The sequence below is a fragment of the Streptomyces sp. LS1784 genome (assembly GCF_020103755.1).
Classification (GTDB): domain Bacteria; phylum Actinomycetota; class Actinomycetes; order Streptomycetales; family Streptomycetaceae; genus Kitasatospora.
The window spans coordinates 1-15,776 of sequence record NZ_JAHSQD010000151.1; the positions used below are offsets into that span (position 1 = coordinate 1).

Here is a 15,776-nt window from a genome sequence, read left to right on the forward strand (position 1 = left end):
GGCCTGGCCGAGCGCCATGGCGCCGACAGGGGGCGCGGGCGGGGTCTGGGCGGGCGCGGCCAGTGGTACGGGCGGCGGGACGGAGGAGGGGTTCACGGGCTGCGCGCCCGAGGCGGTGGCGCCCGTCACCCCGGCGGCTGCGGCCGGGGGGACGGCTTCGTACGCTTCGTACGGTGCGGTCTGCGCGGCCTGGACGGCCTCCGGGCCCGGTGCGGCCTGGGCGGCAGGGGCCGCCTGCGCGGCCGGTGCGGCCTGAACGGCCTCTGCGGTGGCGACGGGAACGCTCTGGGTGTCCATGGTGCTGGCTCCCTCGTGCGAGTCGTAAGGGGAGGCCCCGAGCAGTGAGGGTGCGCCGGCCGTGGCGACCCCGGTCTCGGGGGAGTGGGTGGTGCGGGGAGTGCCGTCCGCCGTGGTCCCGGCACTGGCCGGACGCTCCGTCAGGTCTCCTCGGGCGATCAGCTCGTACGCCCGGGCCGCGTCCAGGTGGCCGACCAGCCGGCGTCGGCACTCCGGTGCGTCGGCGGGTGCACAGGGCACGGATCGAGCGCCCCGCAACAGGGCCTGGCCGGCAGCCCGCGGGTCGGGCGGGTGTCCCGCGCGCACCTGCGCGCCGACCAGCAGGGCAGCGACCCCGGACACCAGCGGTGTGGCGAAGCTGCTGCCGGTCAGGCCCGTGCTCCCCCCTCCCGGGGCGGCGGCCTCGACGTCGCGCCCGGGGGCGAGAAGGCCGTGGGTGGCGTACGGGGAGCCCCAGTTGCTGATGTCCAGCGGCTCGCCGTCGGGTCCGGCCGCGCCGACAACGAGCACCGTCGGGACGGCGGCCGGCACCTGGGCGCAGTCGCAGCCGTCGTTGCCGGCGGCCGCGACCACGAGGACCCCGCTCTCGTCGCACAGCCGCAGCGCCCGTTCCAGCATGGGGTCCGGCTGGGCGTCCCGGCTGAGTTCGCCGCCGCTGATGTTGATGACGTGCGCCCCCTCCTGCACGGCGCGTTCGACGGCCCGGGCCAGGTCGAGCTGGGGCACCCGTCCCTCGCCCTCATCCGTGAAGACCGGCAGGATCAGCCCGCGGCACCGCGGGGCGATCCCGGTCACCGGGCTGCCGGGCTGACCGAAGAGCAGGCCCGTGACATGGGTGCCGTGCAGGGACATCGGGCCGGCGCCGGCCGGTTCGGCGACGAGCGTGTCCAGCCGGGTGAGGTCCGCGCCCTCGAAACAGGGGTGCGACAGGTCGACGGGACCGTCCAGGACGGCGATGCACACGGCCGGGTCGCCGAGGAGGTCGCCCTCGGGGGCGCGGACGTCGCGCAGCACCGATCTGGCCTTCATGCGGCATCGCCTTTCTCGGTGTCGGGCGGGGCACCGGGGGCGCCCCGCCGAGCGGTGGGTCGTGCCGCGGCCGGACGGTCGCACCGCGATCGGCGGTGGTCGTCGGTCGCCCTGCCACGAAGGCCCGCAGCAGGTGGTGCCAGTCAACGGGCCGGCCGTCGCGCGGATGTGCCGGGGCCGTCACGACCGGCGGGCGGGTGCCGTCTCGGGCGCGTTGCGCCCTCGTGGTGAACCTGCCGCGGCCGTCCTCAGCGCCACGGACCGGTGGATGCACGCAGGGTGACCGCCGGCCGGTCCGCGGAGCTCGCCGAACGTCCGCGATGAACGGATCGTTCTGCCAACACCCGTTCGGGGGCGGCCCATTGGAGTGTCAGCCGGTCGGCGGTGGGGCGCGGTCGTGACGGTCGGCGACGGTGGCCGTGACGCTCGGGGCGACGTCACCGCGAGGCCTGGCCAACGTTCTTGCGACACCTGAGCGACGGTGATCCGGGGTCGGAAGGACGCGGCGGTGACAGGCCTCGGCCGCAACCGGGGCGCGCCCGAACGGGTGCGGGCAACGGGTTGTCGCGGCAGAGTGGGGGTGTGTCGTGGGACAGCCCGGGAATCGACCTGTTGCGGGGCTTCGAGGCCACCGGCGGGGGACACCGCCTCTCCCTCCCGGTGAGCGCGCAGCACCTGCTGGCCTTCCTCGCCCTGCACGACGGCGGCGTCCAGCGCGGCGCGGTCGCCGAACGGCTCTGGCCGGACTGCACGCAGTACCGCGCGGCCGCGAACCTGCGCACCGCCCTGTACCACGCGAGGCGGCGCGGCCGGGCCATACCGATCGAGAGCCCCGGGCAGTGGCTCCGCCTCGCGCCTGCCGTCCGGGTGGACTTGCGCTCCGCGCGCCGCTCCGCAGGACAAGTCGTGGCAGGGCTCGACCAGTTGCCGGCCAGCTGCGACGAACTCGTGGACGACCTCACCGCCGAACTCCTGCCGGGCTGGGAGGAGGAGTGGCTGACCCTGGAGCGCGAGCGGTGGGATCAGCTGCGGTTGTACGCCTTGGAGGGTCTGGCTCACCAACTGTGCGATGCGGAGCGTTACTTGTCGGCGATTCAGGCCGCGCTGGCGGCGATCGCCATCGACCCCGTCCGTGAGACGGCCCACCGGATCGTGGTCGAGGTGCACCTTGCCGAGGGAAACCTCGCCAGCGCGCTGCGCTCCTACCAGCACTACCGCTCGTTCCTGCAGCGGGAACTCAACGTCGTCCCCTCGCCGAAGATGACCGGACTGGTGCGGAACCTCCAGCGGATGTGACGCCGCGAGGAGGGCGAAGCGCGGTGCCGGTCGGTCGCGCCGGCCACCGGAAGATCGCGACCGGGTGGATCCCAGTGGCTGACGCAGTGCCAGATCATCGCGTTGACGGCGTGATTGTCGTCCGCTGTTCACCTGTCGGTTGCCCGGCGGTCGCCGGGATTCGCGTGTCCATCGCGGAGGTGTGCGCTCCCGGGCCAGGCCCAGGCCGATACGGCCCGCTCGGGGTGGTCGCAGGACCGCCACAGGGCGGGCCGCTGCTGTTCCAGCGCTGTTCAACCGGGCGTTCCTGACTGTGCCCGATCAACCCCTTAGGTTCCCTGGGGAACTGCGAGAAGGGGCCATGAGGGACACGCAAGCTGCCGTACGGGCACGGGGACTGACGAAGTGTTTCGGTGACGTCGTGGCGCTCGACGCCGTCGGGCTGGAGCTGGCACCCGGGCGGATCCACGGGCTGGCCGGGCCGAACGGTGCCGGGAAGACCACGCTGCTCGGGCTGTTGCTCGGGCTGGCCGTCGCCGACGGCGGCGAGCTGGAGGTGCTGGGCAGACCGGTCGGCCGGGCGCTGCCGGCGCCGCACGCAGTGGCCGGCTTCGTGGACGGGCCCGGGCTCTACCCGTCGCTGACCGCGCGGAAGAACCTGGCCGCGCTGGCGAGGCTGCGCGGGCAGGACACCCGGGCTGGCCGGATCGACGAGGTGCTGGCCGAGGTCGGGCTGACCGAGGTCGCCGACGACCGGGTGCGGGGCTTCTCGCTGGGCATGCGGCAGCGGCTGGGACTGGCCGCGGCGCTGCTCACGGACCCCCGGCTGCTGGTGCTCGACGAGCCGTCCAACGGCCTGGACCCGGCCGGCAAGCAGCATGTGCACGGCGCACTGCGGCGGCTCGCGGCCGACGGGGTGACGGTGGTGCTGTCCAGCCACCGGATGGACGACCTGGAGGCGCTCTGTGACGAGGTCACCATCCTGGCGACCGGGCGGGTCCGCTTCTCCGGCCCGCTCGGCGAGCTGGCCGCGGAGACCCGCGAGCTCGACCACCGGCTGCTCACCTCCGATCCGGAAGCCGCGCGACGGGTGGCCGCCGAGGTGGCCGGGGTGAGGGTCCTGGCGCAGGCCGAGGCGGGTCGCGCGGCCGAGGCACTGGTGGTGCACGCGTCGGGGCAGGCCGTCGAGGAGCTGGTGGCGGCGCTGGTGCACGCGGGCGTCCGGGTGCGCGAGGTCACGCCGGTGGTCCCGGCCCTGGAGGCGGCGTTCCTCACCCTGACCGAGCAGCAGGAGGAGGGGCAATGAGCACGATCACGGCCGGGCGCACGATGGCCGCCGCCGGCGTCGAACCGGGGCCGCGCCCGGTGCCGGTGGGCCGGGTGTACCGCTTCGAGCTGGTCAAGCTGCTGTCGCAGTGGCGGGTCAGGCTGCTGATGCTGGCCTGCTGGAGCGCGCCGGGCCTGTTCACGGCCGCGGTGGCCCAGCAGGGGACGCTGCCCTCCGACACCCTGTTCGGCCGCTGGATGCACGCCACGGGCTGGGCCGGCCCGCTGGTGGTGCTGGGCTTCGCGGGCTCGTGGGCGCTGCCCCTGCTGACCTCCGTGGTCGCGGGCGACGTGTTCGCCGCCGAGGACCGGCTCGGGACCTGGCGGCACCTGCTGGTGACGGTCCGCTCGCCGCGGCGGATCTTCGCGGCGAAGGCGCTGGCCAGCGTCACCGTGATCGTGCTGCTGGTGGCCGGGCTGGTGGCGTCGAGCACGGTCGGCGGGCTGGCGGCGGTCGGCGACGAACCGCTGGTCGGCGTGGACGGACACCTGCTGTCGCCGTCGGACGCGGCCGGCAGCGTGCTGCTGGCCTGGGCGTGCGCGCTGGCGCCCACCCTGGCGCTGGCGGCGCTCGGGCTGCTCGGCTCCGTCCTGCTGGGCCGCTCGCCGATGGGGCTGCTGGTCCCCGCGCTGGCGGCGGTCGCGATGCAGCTCGCGCAGGTGCTGCCGCTGCCGGTGGCGCTGCGTCTGGCGCTGCCCGGCTATGCCTTCGTCTCCTGGAACGGGCTGTTCGCCGCCCCGGGCCGGATCGACGAACTGCTGATCTCCGTCGCCGTCAGCCTGGCCTGGGCCGCGGTCGCCACCGGGGCGGCCTGCCTGCTCTTCGTCCGGCAGGACTTCACCACCGGCAGCGAGGACGGGGCGGGGCGTCGCACGCTCTCCTTCGGGGTGCTGCCGCTGGCCGGGCTGCTCGCGCTGACCTTCGGCGCGGTCGCGGTGGCCACGCCCTCGACCGGCCCGGGGATCTCGCAGGCGAAGGTGCAGCGGGAGGTCGCCACCGTGTTCGCGCACCTGTACCGGCTGCAGACCGAGCAGCTGCACCGCCCCGCCGTGACGGAGGCCGAGCTGCGGGCCAGCGCGGCCTGCCGGCGGGGCGACGGCCAGGTCGAGTCGGAGGGGCCGGGCAACGACTGGCGCTGCGTGGTCACCTGGCACCTGCCCGGGACGGACGCGCCGGGGACGGCGGTCTACCAGCTCGACGTGGCCTCGGACGGACGGCTGATGGCCGACGGCGACGGTCCGAAGGAAGTGAACGGCTACTTCCTGGTGCACACCCCGACCGGGGACGCACCGAACCCGCTGTGGCAGTTCGACGGTCACGTCGGTCTGCTCGCTTCCCCACCGAACACGGCGGACGCAACGAATCCGACCGATCCAACGAAGGGCTGACGCCATGCAGGTGACGCGTCGTCGACGCAGCCGGAACGACCGCCTCGTCCTCCTCGGCCGCCGGGTGGGCCGCCGGGCCACGCTCGCCACGGCCTGCATCACGGCGGTGGCAGTGGCCACCGGCACGGCTTTCGCGGCCACCCACCAGTTCGGCACGGACCAGGTGGGCCAGACCACCGCCGACGGCCTGGTCGCCTCCAGTGACCAGTACCTCGCCCCGTACGGCAGCCGGCAGGTGCTCGACAACGGCAAGCTGATGGGCTCCACGGTCAGCCCGGACGGCGGCCACCTGGCCGCCGCGGTCGCCGACGGCGACGCGGCGCTGGTCGTGGTGGACCTGAAGACCGGGAAGGTGCAGCAGCGCGTCGGCACCAACAAGGCGGACGAGCTGCGCATCCCCAACGGCTCGGTCGGCCAGGAGTCCCCGGTCTACTCGCCGGACGGCAGGCAGCTGTGGCTGGGCCAGCTCGACGGCTACACCCGGTTCACCGTGAAGCCCGACGGCACGCTGTCCGCCCCGGTGGCGGTGAAGATCCAGGCCGACGGGGAGAAGCACGCGCTGGCCTCCGGGGCGGTGTTCTCCGCCGACGGTTCGACGGTGTACGCCGCCGTCAACGGGCAGAACCGGGTGGTCGCGATCGACGCGGCGACCGGCGCGATCAAGCAGAACTGGACGGTCGGCAACGCGCCGCGCGGCGTGGTGCGGGTCGGCCGGAAGCTGTACGTCTCCAACGAGGGCGGGCGCGCGGCCACCGCCGGGGACACCACGATCAACTCCTACGGCACCCAGGTGCCGGCCGACCCGGCGACCGCCGCCACCACCACCGGCACGGTCAGCGTGATCGACCTCGCCGACCCGGCCGCCCCCGTCGGCACCGTCACCGTCGGCCTGCACCCGACCGCGCTGTACGCGAAGAACGGCGTGCTGTTCGTCGCCGACACCGCCTCCGACGAGGTGTCGGTCATCGACACCGCGCACGACAAGGTCGTCCAGACCATCTCCACCAAGCCGTGGCCGGAGGCCTCCGTCGGCTACGAGCCGACCGCCATGACGCTCGCCGAGGACGGCCGGCTGCTGGTCACCCTCGGCCGGGCCAACGCGGTGGCCGTCTACCGCTTCACCGGTGCGCAGGAACCGGTGAGCTACGTCGGCCTGCTGCCCACGGACTACTTCCCGGCGGAGATCGCCACCGTCGGCGCGAAGGTGATCGTCTCCAACACCCGTGGCATCGACGCCCGGCGGCCCAACAGCACCGGCGCCCACAAGACCCACGACACCACCTCCAGCCTCACCCGGTTCACCCTGCCGAGCGACAAGGAGATCCGCTCGCAGACCGCCAAGGTGTTCCAGCAGAACGGCTGGACCAACAACGCGGTCAAGCCGGCGAACGGCCACAAGGCGAAGGAGGAGGCGGTGCCGAAGCGGATCGGCGACCCGTCGCCGATCAAGCACGTCTTCCTGATCGTCAAGGAGAACCGGACCTACGACCAGGTCTTCGGGGACGTCGCCGAGGGTAACGGCGACCCCGGGCTGGCCCAGTTCGGCGCCAACGTGACGCCCAACCAGCACGCGCTGGCCGAGCAGTTCGGGCTCTACGACAACACCTACGACATCGGCACCAACTCCGCCGAGGGCCACAACTGGCTGATGCAGGCGGACAACCCGGAGTACACCGAGTCCTCGGCCGGCGAGTACGAGCGCAGCTACGACACCGAGGACGACGCCCTGGGCCACCAGCGTTCCGGCTTCCTGTGGACGGGCGCGCAGGCGGCGGGCAGGACGGTGCGCGACTTCGGCGAGTTCCACCAGTTCCTGGACAAGCCCGCCGACGCCACCTGGCAGAACCTGTACTGCGACGCCAGGACCATGGACGAGACCGGGCAGGGCAGCGCCTACGCCCTCAAGTCCTCCTCGCCGATCCCCTCGCTCAACAGCGTCTCGGTGCCCGGCTTCCCGAAGTTCGACACCGACGTGCCGGACCTGTACCGCTACCAGGTCTGGAAGCAGGACTTCGAGAAGAACGGCCCGGCGAACCTCAACATGCTGTGGCTGTCCAGCGACCACACCGGTGGCCCGGCGAGCCCGGCCGCCCAGGTCGCCGACAACGACCTGGCCACCGGGAAGATCGTCGACGAGATCACCCACAGCGAGTACTGGAAGGACTCGGCGATCTTCGTCGTCGAGGACGACTCCCAGGCGGGACTGGACCACGTGGACGGCCACCGTGCCCCGATCCAGATCATCAGCCCCTGGGCGCAGCACGGGGCCGTGGACAGCCGTTACTACTCGCAGATCACGATGATCCGCACCATCGAGCAGATCCTCGGCATCCACCCGATGAACCAGAAGGACAGCGCGGCCAGTCCGATGACCACGGCCTTCACCGACCGGCCGGACTACACGCCGTTCACCGCGGTGCCCAACCGGACCGCGCTGACCGACGGCCTGAAGACGCCGCCCTCCTGCGGCCTCGACGTGCCCGGGGAGCAGGACCTCCGGGCGGCCGCGGCACCGGCCACGATCGCGCCGCCGGCGGCGGAGTCGGCCGTCGCGGCCCAGTGGGACGCCTGGAAGTCGCGGCAGCGGCTGACCGGCCCGAACGCGGCGCCGGACCGGGCCAACCCGGCGCAGATGGAGCACCTGGTCTGGTACCAGACGCACAACTGGACGACGCCGTACCCGGGCGAGGGAGCGATCCTCGCCCCGGACGACGTGCCCGGCGCCTACCTGCCGTCGCCGGAGAACGACGGCTGACGCTCCGCTCCCACCAGGCTCCGGGCCGGCGACCCCGCCCGCCCGGGGCCCGCTCGTCGTCGGCCGTGGAGACACGCCCTCGCCCGGGCCCCACCGGCGGCGGTCCCCGGTGCGGGTGGTCACGGTCCGGCACCGGGCCTCCCTCCGGCAGACGGACGGCGCACCGACCGGCCCTGACCGGATCCGCTCCGGTCACTGTGGCCGAGGTGAAACCGGGTGGACGTGCCGTACCCTGGCCGCGCGAGGCCGCGTTCCGGTGGCCAGGGCGCGGGCAGGAGGACTGAGTTGGTGGCTGACCGCATGACGCGGCGGTGGCTGGTCGTGCTCGCCGGTACCTGGTCGGCCTTCGCGGTGATCGCGGCCGTGGTCGCCGCCAACGCCTGGGCACCGTTCGCCTTCGAGCAGGCCGCCATCGACTGGAGTGCCGCACATCGGCCACCGCTCGCCCGAGCCGTGGCCATGGCCGTCACCTCCCTCGGCACCGGCGTGGTTCCCTACCTCCTCGCTCTGGCCGCAGGCGTCGTCACCGCCCGGAACCCCCGGAACCCCCGGAACCCCCGGACCGGCGGATCGCCGAGGTCCCGGTGGACGGTGGCACGGGCGCTGCTGCTGCCCGTGCTGTGGCTGGCGCTGGGGCAACTGCTGCGCCAGGGCCTGATGCACGCCTTCGGCCGGCCCCGGCCACCCGAGACGGACTGGGCGTTCACCGCCTCCGGCTTCGCCTTCCCCTCCGGGCACGCCTTCACGTCCGCCCTCAGCGCCGGTCTGCTCGCCCTCGCCGTCGCCCGCGCGCGTCCCTCCGCCACCCGCACGGCCGCCGCCGGCGCCGTGCTGTTCGCGGGCGTGATCGGCCTGAGCCGCATCTACCTCGGCGTGCACTGGCCGCTGGACGTCCTCGCCGGCTGGCTGCTCGCCGTCGGCTGGCTGGCCGGCGGAGCCGCACTCTCCTCGTTCCTGCCGGAGCAGAAGGAGCGGTCCGACTCGACAAGGGCTCCGTAGCCGGACCGGGCGGTCCCAGGTGCCCACCCACGTAATCCCGCGGTGGCTGGTGTCGTCACGGCGTCAGACTCGTCCCGGAAAGCTCCGTTCAGCGGACTGAGCCCGCATCTGTACGGCTCGCCGGCGAAGCGATGGGCCCGGCCGACCGGTGCTGGTCGGACCGGGTCGAGCCGGGACGGGTGCCGGTGTGGTGGGCGGTGCGGTGCGGGCCCGGGCGGTAAGACATGGGGATGCGACAGAACCTGAATCACCATCGGGATCGCGGCGACGGCCGGCCGGGCCGCCTCCCCGGTGTTCGGGCGACGATCGGTGGCGTCGCCGGCCAGGTGTTCCTGGTGCAGGTGCTGACCGTCGTCCTGCTGGTCACGGCGGCGGTGGTCGCGCTGGTGCTGCAGGCCCGCACCAGTCGGTGGCAGGAGGTGCGGGCCCGGTCGCTTGCCGCCGCCGAGGTTTTCGCGCACGCCCCCGGCCTGGTGGCCGCGCTCCAGGCGTCCGACCCGACGGCGACGCTCCAACCGCTGACCGAGGCCGCCCGGGGTCCGGCCGGCGTCGACGTCGTCGTCGTCATGAACCGCGACGGCGTCCGGTACACCTATCCGCTACCAGGCGAGACCGGGAAGCCCTTCGCCGGCTCCATCGCCCCGGCCCTCGCCGGCCGGGTCGTCGTCGAGACCGCCGACGGCCCGCTCGGCGAGGACGAGCAGGCGGTCGTCCCCGTGGCGGACGCGGGCGGTGCGGTCGTCGGCGCGGTGTCCGCCGGCCTGCCCCTCAGCCGTGCCGACAGCCTGGTCAGCCAGGAGCTGCCGGTCATCATCGGGGCCGGCGTCGCCGCGCTCGCGCTGGCCGTGGTGGGTACGGCGTTCACGGTCCGTCGGCTGCGACGGCAGACCCACGGGCTCGGCCCGGCCGAGGTGACCAGGATGTACGAGCACCACGACGCGGTGCTGCACGCCGTCCGCGAGGGCGTCGTCATCGTCGGCGAGGACGGCCGGCTGCTGCTGGCCAACGACGAGGCACGCCGCCTGCTCGATCTGCCGCCCGGCGCCGAGGGCCGTCCGGTCGCCGAGCTCGGCCTCGACGACCGGACGGCAGGGCTCCTGCTCGCCCACCGGGCCGTCAGCGACCGGATGCTCCCCGTCGGGCAGCGGCTGCTGGCCGTGAACGTCCGCCTCGCCGGCGCCGGAAGCGTCACCACCCTGCGGGACTCCACCGAACTGCGCGCCCTGGCCGGCCGGGCCGAGATCGCGCAGGACCGGCTGCGCCTGCTGTACGAGGCGGGCACGGCCGTCGGCACCACCCTCGACGTCTCCACCACGGCGCGGGAGCTCGCCGAGCTGGCCACGGCCGGCTTCGCCGACTACGTCTCCGTGGACCTCGCCGACCCTGTCCTGCGCGGAGAGGAACCGCCGCCGCCCGTTCCGGGCGAGCCGGTCGAGCTGCGCCGGGTCGCGCGCAGCGGTGCCCCGGACGACTCCCCGCTCTACCGCCCCGGCGAACTGATCCGCTTCCCGGCCCCCACCCCGCCCGCGGTCGGCTTCGTCAGCGGCCGTCCCGTCCTGGTCCCCGACCTGGCCGCCGACGTCGGCTGGCGAACCCAGAAGCGCACCCGGGAGACCCTGGAACACGGGCTCCTCTCGCTCATCACCGTCCCGCTGAAGGCCCGCGGCGTGCTGCTCGGCATCGCGAACCTGTGGCGGCTGCACGAGAGCGGGCCCTTCGACCAGGACGACCTGTCACTCGCCGGAGAACTGGCCGCCCGTGCCGCCGTCTGCATCGACAACGCCCGCCGCTTCACCCGCGAACACGCCGTCGCCGTCGCCCTGCAACGCAGCCTGCTGCCGAGCGCCACCCCCGCACAGGACGCCCTCGACGTCGACGCCCGCTACCTGCCCGCGCGGACCGGCGTCGGCGGAGACTGGTACGACGTCATCCCGCTGCCCGGCGCCCGTGTCGCGCTCGTCGTCGGCGACGTCGTCGGCCACGGCCTGCACGCGGCCGCCACGATGGGACGGCTGTGCACGGCCGTCCGCAACTTCTCGACCCTCGACCTGTCGCCGGACGAACTCCTCGGCCACCTCGACGAGTTGGTCACCCTCATCGACGAGGAGGCGGACGGCGAAGCGCCGGTCACCGGTGCCACCTGCCTGTACGCGGTCTACGACCCCACCAGGGGCACCTGCACCCTGGCCCGCGCCGGGCACCCGCTGCCCGTCCTCGTCCATCCGGACGGCACCGTCGAGTACCCCGAGCTGCCCGCCGGGCCGCCGCTCGGGCTGGGCGGTCTGCCGTTCCGGACCGCGGAGTTGACGCTTCCCGAGGGCAGCAGGCTCGTGCTGTACACCGACGGGCTGGTCAAGGACGGTGGGGAAGGCCCACCGGACCGGTTCTCCGCACTGACCGACACCCTCGCCGAGGCCGGCCGCACGCCCCGTGAGACCTGCGATGCCGTCCTGGACGCGCTGCGGCCGGACCGGCGCGGCGACGACGTCGTCCTGCTCGTCGCCCGCACCCGCCGGCTGGCCGCCGACCGGATCGCCGAATGGGACCTGCCGGCCGATCCCGCGGTCGTCGCGGACGTGCGGGCCGACGCGGCGGCGCAGCTGACCCGCTGGGGTCTGGACGACGCGGTGTTCACCACCGAACTGGTCCTCAGCGAGCTGGTCACCAACGCCATCCGCTACGGCCGTACCCCGATCCGGCTGCGCCTGCTCTACGACCACAGCCTGATCTGCGAGGTCTCCGACGGCAGCAGCACCTCGCCGCACCTGCGGTACGCGGCGGACGAGGACGAGGGCGGGCGCGGCCTGTTCCTGGTCGCCCAGCTCACCGACCGCTGGGGCACCCGCTACACCGCGCGGGGGAAGATCATCTGGGCCGAGCAGTCCGTCCGATGAGCGACGGCGGGGTGCCACGCACGACCGACGCGGTTCGCCGGTGCGAGCACCGCAGGCGGTGTCCCGGGTCGGGCCGGCGGTCGCTGGTCGCCGTTCGCCCCGGGGCCTACCGCGCGGCGAGGCGGCGGCTGAGGTCGTTCAGGTAGCCGGTGCCGTAGGCGTCCGCGAGGTCGTCGAGGTCGATCATCGGCGGGATGTCGATCACGGGCCGGCGCTCGACGAGGAAGGCCACCGTCTCGTGGACGATCGTGGGCTCGTCGGCGCCGGCGATCTGTGGCAGGTCGAGGACGCCGTCGGTGACCCGGATCCGGGTCTCGGCCTCGACGGCGCCCTCGCGGGCCCGGACCAGGTGCTCGTGGTCCCCCAGGGGCTCGACCTGAATCTCGACTCCCATGGCGGTCTCCGCCTTTCCGTGCGCTCCGGGCCGTGCGGCCGCAACTGTGTGGATGCCAACGCCTGGTCGGCGTGGTGATGGTGTCAGCTGCTCGCGTGCCCCACCGGCGGCGTCCCGGCGGCGTCGTGCCACGGAGGCAAATGTACGGACAAATGTACGGACAAATGTACGGACAAAAGCTTGCAGTCGGGATGGCTCCCGCCTAGATTAATGTCCGTACATTTGGCCAGGGAGGCCCCCTTTGATAACCAAGCATCACCGGATCGTGATCATCGGCGGCGGGACCGCGGGGATCTCGGTCGCGGCCCGGCTCCGCCGTGCCGGCGAGCGGGACGTCGCGGTGCTCGATCCGAGCGACCGCCACTACTACCAGCCGCTGTGGACGCTGGTCGGCGGCGGGCGGGCGCCCCTGGCGGAGAGCATCCGGCCGCAGGCGTCCGTCATGCCGAAGGGCGTGGAGTGGATCCGCCGCGCCGCGGTCGCCGTCGATCCCGAGGCCCGGGAGGTGACGCTGGACGACGGCGGCATCGTCTCCTACGACCACCTCGTGGTCTGCCCCGGCATCCAGCTGGACTGGGACCGGGTGCCGGGCCTGGAGGCCGGGCTCGGCAGGGACGGGCTGTCCAGCAACTACCTGCCGCAGCACGCCCCCGCGACCTGGCGCTTCATCCGCGAGACCCGCTCCGGCAGCGCGGTGTTCAGCATGCCGACCGGTGCCGTCAAGTGTGGCGGCGCCCCGCAGAAGATCGCCTACCTGGCCGCCGACTTCTGGCGCCAGGAAGGCGTGCTCGGCAAGATCGACGTCCACCTGGTGATCCCCGGCGCCGCCATCTTCGGCGTCCCGGAGTTCGCCCGCGTACTCGATGACGTGGTGCGCCGGTACGGCATCAAGGTCCACTACGGGAGCGAGGTCACCGAGGTCCGTCCCGAGGCCCGCGAGGTGGTCGTCACCGACCTGGGGACCGGGGGCAGGACGACCCTGCCGTACGACGTCGCTCACCTGGTGCCGCCGCAGAGCGCCCCGGACTGGGTCAAGCGCAGCCCGCTCGCCGGTGCCGACGACCCGGCCGGCTACGTCGAGATCGACAAGCACACCATGCGGCACGTCCGCTACCCCAACGTGTGGGCGCTCGGTGACGCCGGATCATCCCCGAACTCCAAGACCGGCGCCGCTGTGCGCAAGCAGGCGCCCGTGCTCGTCGAGAACCTCCTCGCCACCATCAGGGGCCGGGAACCCAAGGCCGCCTACCACGGCTACGCCTCCTGCCCGCTGACCACCGCGCGCAACAAGATGCTGCTCGCCGAGTTCGACTACAGCGGTCGGCCCACCCCGTCGATCCCGGTGATCAACACCATCCGCGAGCGCACCGACATGTGGTACCTCAAGCGGCGCGGTCTGCCGTTCCTCTACTGGAACCTCATGCTCCGCGGGCTCGCCTGACCCCCACAGGGCGCACCCCGGATTCCCCGCGCAGCCCACCGCCCGGGCCCCCTTCACCGTCGCCGCCCCGCGCCCATGGCGCGCGGCCGTGCGACCTCCCCCGTCCGGCGCCCCGTCCTCAAGGCCACGGGGCGCACCCACCGTCCATCCTCAGGAGCTTGCGATGACGAAGCCCGCCGGACCACTGGTCTTCGTGCAGTTCTACCTCGACTGCCTCTCCCACGCCTCGTACCTCGTCGGTGACCGCACCACCGGCCGGGCCGTCGTGGTCGACCCCCAGCGCGACGTCCACGACTACATCACCACCGCCGAACAGCACGGTCTGACCATCGAGCGGGTCATCGAGACCCACATCCACGCGGACTTCCTCTCCGGCCACCTGGAGCTGGCCGAGCGCACCGGCGCGCGCATCTCCTACGGCTCCGCCGCCGCGCTCGACTTCGACACCGACCCCCTGGACGACGGCGAGCACCTCAGCCTCGGCGGGGTCGACCTGGAGATCCTGCACACCCCGGGCCACACCCCGGAGTCGATCTGCGTCGTCGTGCGCGAACACGCCGGCGACGCCGTCCCGTTCGGCGTGCTCACCGGCGACACGCTGTTCATCGGCGACGTCGGCCGCCCCGACCTGCTCAGCTCGCGCGGTCGGTCCGCCGAGGAGATGGCCCGTTCCCTGTACCACTCCACCCGCGCGCTGCTCACCCTCCCCGACGACACCCGCGTCTACCCGGCGCACGGAGCCGGCTCGGCCTGCGGCAAGAACCTCTCCACCGAGCTGAGTTGCACGATCGGCAACCAGCGCCGCGGCAACTACGCCCTGGCCGACATGACCGAGGACGAGTTCGTCTCCGTCGTGACCGAAGGCCAGCCCGCCGCGCCCGCCTACTTCGCGTTCACCTCGGTGCGCAACCGCCAGGCCCGTCCGGTCCTGGACGAGGACACCCCCGTCCCCCCGCTCACCCCGGAGGCGTTCCTCCAGGCCCGGGCGGGCGGCGCCACCGTGCTGGACACCCGGGATCCGGAGGCGTTCGCCGCCGCCCACCCGCACGGCGCGGTCAACATCCCCCTCGGCGGCCGGTTCGCCGAACTCGCCGGCCAGGTGCTCGACGCCCAGGACGCGATCATCCTGTGCGGCGACCCGGACACCGCGATCGAGGCCCGGACCCGCCTGGCCCGGATCGGCTTCGACCGCGTCCTGGGTGCCCTGGCCGCCCCGGTGGATGCTCTCGGCGCTGCGCACCTGACCGCCACCGCGCGGGTGGATGCCGGTGTCCTCGCCAGCCGACTCGCGGAGCCCACGCGCGACTTCGAGCTGCTGGACGTGCGCGGCCCGGGCGAGGTGCAGGACAAGGGCACCATCCCCGGCGCCCGGCTCATCCCGCTGCCCGAACTGCTCGCCCGCCTGAGCGAACTGCCCACCGAGCAGCCGCTGACCGTGATCTGCGCGGGCGGCAACCGCTCCTCGGTGGCGGCGTCCGTGCTGCGCGCCCGCGGCTTCGAGGCCATCGACCTGCGCGGCGGCTTCGCGGCATGGCACGGCGAGGTCGCGCACCCCGCCGAGCAGGCCCCGGACGGCGTCACGGCGTGAGCGTCCTGATCACCGCTCTGCTCTGCGGAGCCGTGGTCGGCGTGGCCCTCGGCGCGCTGGGCGGTGGCGGGGGAGTGCTCGCGGTCCCGGCCCTGGTGTACCTGCTGGGCGTCGCGCCCTCCGAGGCCGGGACCACCAGCCTGGTCATCGTCACCGCCACCTCCGTCACCGCGCTCGTCCGCCACGCCGGCACCGGCAACATCAGCTGGCGGACCGGCTCACTGTTCGCCGCGGCCGGCGTGCTCCCCGCCATCGGGACGTCCGCGCTCGCCCACCGCATCCCGCAGCCGGTGCTGACCTGCGCGTTCGCCGTCCTGGCCGCACTGGCCGCCGCGGCGATGCTGCGCGGCATCCGAACCGCGCAGCGCGCGCCGGCCGGGGACGGCGGC

Annotated in this window: 11 protein-coding genes; 9 read left to right on the forward strand and 2 right to left on the reverse strand. The window is 73.7% G+C overall.

Annotated elements, in window-relative coordinates; all coding sequences use genetic code 11:
* The coding region (locus tag KS423_RS19020) for a S8 family serine peptidase (protein ID WP_224280746.1) at positions 1-1,326 on the reverse strand (1,326 nt) is incomplete at its 3' end.
* A gap of 582 nt (positions 1,327-1,908) precedes the next feature.
* Between KS423_RS19020 and KS423_RS48045 the strand changes: the two genes are divergently transcribed.
* From KS423_RS48045 to KS423_RS19050, 6 genes are all read left to right on the forward strand, one after another.
* A complete protein-coding gene (locus tag KS423_RS48045) occupies positions 1,909-2,622 on the forward strand; it encodes a BTAD domain-containing putative transcriptional regulator (RefSeq protein ID WP_224280747.1) in 714 nt (237 codons plus the stop codon).
* 340 nt (positions 2,623-2,962) lie between these two features.
* Positions 2,963-3,907, forward strand: coding sequence for an ABC transporter ATP-binding protein (locus tag KS423_RS19030; protein WP_224280748.1), 945 nt, complete (start codon positions 2,963-2,965; stop codon positions 3,905-3,907).
* Complete coding sequence (locus KS423_RS19035) at positions 3,904-5,316, forward strand: ABC transporter permease (protein WP_374119982.1); 1,413 nt, start codon at positions 3,904-3,906, stop codon at positions 5,314-5,316. The genes KS423_RS19030 and KS423_RS19035 overlap by 4 nt, the downstream gene beginning before the upstream one ends.
* 4 nt (positions 5,317-5,320) lie before the next feature.
* Positions 5,321-8,071 carry a bifunctional YncE family protein/alkaline phosphatase family protein gene (locus KS423_RS19040; protein ID WP_224280749.1) on the forward strand — a complete coding sequence of 917 codons (2,751 nt, stop codon included), beginning with the start codon at positions 5,321-5,323 and terminating at the stop codon, positions 8,069-8,071.
* A gap of 288 nt (positions 8,072-8,359) precedes the next feature.
* Positions 8,360-9,070 (forward strand): phosphatase PAP2 family protein, encoded by a 711-nt coding sequence (locus tag KS423_RS19045; protein WP_224280750.1) that lies wholly within the window; start codon positions 8,360-8,362, stop codon positions 9,068-9,070.
* A gap of 230 nt (positions 9,071-9,300) precedes the next feature.
* A complete protein-coding gene (locus KS423_RS19050) occupies positions 9,301-11,964 on the forward strand; it encodes a SpoIIE family protein phosphatase/ATP-binding protein (RefSeq protein WP_224280751.1) in 2,664 nt (887 codons plus the stop codon).
* A gap of 106 nt (positions 11,965-12,070) precedes the next feature.
* On the opposite strand, the gene KS423_RS19055 is transcribed toward KS423_RS19050, so the two are convergent.
* Positions 12,071-12,358, reverse strand: a complete 288-nt coding sequence (locus KS423_RS19055; RefSeq protein ID WP_224280752.1) for a hypothetical protein — start codon at positions 12,356-12,358, stop codon at positions 12,071-12,073.
* A 241-nt stretch (positions 12,359-12,599) separates the two neighbouring features.
* On the opposite strand from KS423_RS19055, the gene KS423_RS19060 reads away from it, so the two are divergent.
* The 3 genes from KS423_RS19060 to KS423_RS19070 all read left to right on the forward strand — a co-directional run.
* Positions 12,600-13,799: an FAD/NAD(P)-binding oxidoreductase gene (locus KS423_RS19060; RefSeq protein WP_224280753.1), complete on the forward strand. Its 1,200-nt coding sequence runs from the start codon at positions 12,600-12,602 to the stop codon at positions 13,797-13,799.
* Positions 13,800-13,962: 163 nt separating this feature from the next.
* A complete protein-coding gene (locus KS423_RS19065; RefSeq protein ID WP_224280754.1) occupies positions 13,963-15,387 on the forward strand; it encodes a rhodanese-like domain-containing protein in 1,425 nt (474 codons plus the stop codon).
* A partial coding sequence (locus tag KS423_RS19070) for a sulfite exporter TauE/SafE family protein (protein ID WP_224280755.1) occupies positions 15,384-15,776 on the forward strand: 393 nt, incomplete at its 3' end. The genes KS423_RS19065 and KS423_RS19070, both read left to right, overlap by 4 nt.

Bases quoted from the DNA above. Each gene is read 5' to 3' on its own strand.
- KS423_RS19030 (WP_224280748.1), top strand. From the start codon at position 2,963: ATGAGGGACACGCAAGCTGCCGTACGGGCACGGGGACTGACGAAGTGT.
- KS423_RS19050 (WP_224280751.1), top strand. From the start codon at position 9,301: ATGCGACAGAACCTGAATCACCATCGGGATCGCGGCGACGGCCGGCCG.
- KS423_RS19035 (WP_374119982.1), top strand. From the start codon at position 3,904: ATGAGCACGATCACGGCCGGGCGCACGATGGCCGCCGCCGGCGTCGAA.
- KS423_RS19040 (WP_224280749.1), top strand. From the start codon at position 5,321: ATGCAGGTGACGCGTCGTCGACGCAGCCGGAACGACCGCCTCGTCCTC.
- KS423_RS19055 (WP_224280752.1), bottom strand. From the start codon at position 12,358: ATGGGAGTCGAGATTCAGGTCGAGCCCCTGGGGGACCACGAGCACCTG.
- KS423_RS19065 (WP_224280754.1), top strand. From the start codon at position 13,963: ATGACGAAGCCCGCCGGACCACTGGTCTTCGTGCAGTTCTACCTCGAC.